This is a genomic window from Desulfonatronospira sp. (assembly GCA_003563255.1).
In the GTDB taxonomy this organism is placed as follows: Bacteria; Desulfobacterota; Desulfovibrionia; order Desulfovibrionales; family Desulfonatronovibrionaceae; genus Desulfonatronospira.
Genome location: PWSL01000068.1, coordinates 1 through 2,934, shown reverse-complemented (window position 1 = coordinate 2,934; position 2,934 = coordinate 1). Strand labels below are relative to the sequence as shown.

The following is a 2,934-nucleotide window of genomic DNA, read 5'->3' as shown; positions in this document are numbered from 1 at the left end:
TAGCGCTTTGGATGTGGCAGGGGGACTGGCTCTTCCGGGACCCACTTGTCCCAGAAAATGAGTCATTTTGAGCACAAATTGATGCTCAAGTGGGTCCCGGAGTGCCTGTCCCCTGCTTTCCTTAAAAGCGCTAAGCAGATACGAGAACCAAAAGAAGATAATAGATGTTTGCCAGAGAATATGTCGAAAAACACCTGCGGGAAGTGGTCCATGAGCTGGGCCTGGAGTGGCCGGACAAGGCCTCCATAGAACCTCCCCGGGAAAAAAGCTTTGGAGACCTGGCCTGCAACCTGGCCATGCTCCTGGCCGGACAGGCCGGGATAAAGCCCAGGGATCTGGCTGCAAGATTCAAAGACCGGCTGCAAAACCGGGCCGGGCAGCTTCAAAGCATAGAAATCGCCGGACCAGGGTTTTTGAACTTTTCCTTCAAGCCCTCTTTCTGGCAGGAAATCATCACTGTCATCCAGAATGAACAGGATGGATTCGGATCTTCAGACCTGGGCCGAAAACAGCGGGTACAGATTGAGTATGTCTCAGCAAATCCCACAGGACCGCTGCATATCGGGCACGGACGCGGCGCCGCCCTGGGGGATTCCCTGGCCAGGATCCTGCGCTTTGCAGGCTTTGAAGCAAGCACCGAATATTACCTCAATGACGCCGGCAGGCAGATGCATGTCCTGGGGGATTCCGTTCTCATCAGGTACGAGCAGTTATGCGGACTGGAGGCGGAGCTCTCTCCTGAGCATTATCAGGGCGAATACCTGCAGCTGGTGGCCCGGGCGCTGTTTGAAAAACACGGCCAGGCCCTTTTGGAGCAGGACCGGGACAGCGCCGTTGCCCTGTGCCGTGAAAAGGCTGTCCAGAGCATTCTGGACGGCATCAGGAAGGACCTGGAACATTTCGGTATCGAGCACCAGGTATGGTTTTCAGAACAGGGGCTTTTTGACCGGGGCGAGGTCCAGAAGACCCTGGAGTGGCTGCAGGAAATGGATCTGGCCTACATCCATGACGGGGCCCTGTGGTTCAGGTCCACCTCATTCGGGGACGACAAGGACCGGGTGCTGCAAAAGTCAGACGGGGCCCTGACTTATTTTGCCTCGGACATCGCATACCATCACAACAAATTCAACCGTGGGTTTGAAACCGTGGTTGATATCTGGGGAGCCGACCATCACGGCTACGTACCCAGGATGCAGGCCGCTGTCCAGGCCCTGGGCAGGCCCGCCGGAAGCCTGCGGGTCATCCTGGTGCAACTGGTCAATCTTCTGCGGGCCGGTCAGCAGGTGAGTATGTCCACCCGTTCCGGAGAATTCGTCCCCCTGCGACAGGTCATGGACGAAGTGGGGGTGGACGCCTGCAGGTTCATATTCCTGAGCCGCAAAAGCGACAGCCATCTGGATTTCGATCTGGAAGAGGTCAAAAAAAAGAGTATGGACAACCCGGTCTTCTATGTCCAGTATGCCCACGCCAGGATCTGCTCGGTCTTTGCCAGGGCTGCTGAAAGAGGGATAGAGGTGGGCCGCGATCCGAAAAGGCTGCTGCACCTCCTGGCATCCCAGGAGGACCTGGATCTCTTGAAGCAGCTGGAAATGTTTCCGGACACAGTGCAGGCTGCAGCCAGAAACCTGAGCCCGCATCACATCAGCTTTTACCTGCAGGAACTGGCTGGTCTGCTGCATCGTTACTATACAGTGCACTCCGTGCTGAACGCCGACAACCACGAACTGACCCAGGCCCGCATGCTTATGTTGAACTCCACAGCCAGGGTGCTTAAAAACGGGCTGTGGCTCCTTGGAGTCCAAGCTCCGGAAAAGATGTAATAATGGCAGCCAGAAACACCAAGAACAAAAAGAAGCAGGAATCCAGGTTCAGCCTGGAGTTGACCCCGGGCAAAACTCTGACCCTGGGTGGCTTTGCCCTGCTGGCCATAGTCTGGGCCTTTATTCTGGGAGTCTTTGTGGGGCGGGGCTATAATCCCGAGGAAATCCTTCCGGATATCTCCAGGATTTTGCCCCAGAAAGAGGAAAAACAGGAAGATTCAGTTATCCTGCGCCCCGAAGAACTGGAATTTTTCGACCGTCTGCGCTCCGAACCATCCAGAACCCCCTCCGCCGCCCCGGAACCCGAACCGCAAGAGCCGGATCAGCCACTGGAAACCGCCGCCCTGCCTCCGGACCCGGTCCCCCAGGCAGAATCATTCATATACACCTTCCAGGTGGGATCTTTTCAAAGCATGGAGCGGGCCGGCGGGCTGCAGCAACGCCTTTACCAGGAGGGTTTTTCAGCCTCCATTAACAGGGCGTTTGCTGGCAGTGAACCCTGGTACCGGGTTCTCATTGAGGTGGAAACCACTCCGTCCCAGATTGACAGCTTCAAGCAAAGGCTTGGCGAACACGGTATCGACCAGCCCCTGCTGAGACATAAAAGGCCTTCCTGAGCATCAGCAATGCCCGCTACCCAGACACCACACCTGGTCTACGCAGATTCATCGGGACAGATATACGATGAGCCGGGGCTTCTCATGCTTGTGCGCCGGGGCGATGAACTTGCTCTGCCCCGCCCTGATGAGCTGATACCCCTGCCGGAGTCAAGCGATCTCTTTTTACTTCCGGGCAGAAATGCCCTGGGCCTGGACCCGGAGACCGGGAGCGTGGAGGTCATGGAAGGGCTGGCCCTGGCCGGCTTTGCCAGTCCCGGGCACACCCTTTCTTCTACAGCCGCCTTTGCAAAGGAAGCAGATGCCCCAATACTGCCTCTTTACGCTTATGCAGCCGTAGGATATTTCCAGGACAAATTCTGGATATCCGCCCTGCAGGTAGACAAGGACCAGAGGCAGAACTTCTGTGACATCCCCCAGGATAAAATTACCCGCGGGGCAAAGGAATTGCTCCGCAGATACCCGGAGAACAGGCTCATCAGCCACCTGGCCGGATG

The 2,934-nt window shown here is 56.7% G+C and carries 2 protein-coding genes and 1 pseudogene; all 3 read left to right on the top strand.

Features of this window, described 5'->3' with window-relative positions; all coding sequences use genetic code 11:
* The first annotated feature begins 164 nt into the window (after window positions 1-164).
* Complete coding sequence (gene argS, locus QZP87_RS02005) at window positions 165-1,820, top strand: arginine--tRNA ligase (protein WP_291321249.1); 1,656 nt, start codon at window positions 165-167, stop codon at window positions 1,818-1,820.
* 2 nt (window positions 1,821-1,822) lie between these two features.
* Complete coding sequence (locus tag QZP87_RS02000) at window positions 1,823-2,437, top strand: SPOR domain-containing protein (protein ID WP_291321248.1); 615 nt, start codon at window positions 1,823-1,825, stop codon at window positions 2,435-2,437.
* A 9-nt stretch (window positions 2,438-2,446) separates the two neighbouring features.
* Window positions 2,447-2,934 (top strand): annotated as a pseudogene (locus QZP87_RS01995) (radical SAM protein); the annotation flags it as partial.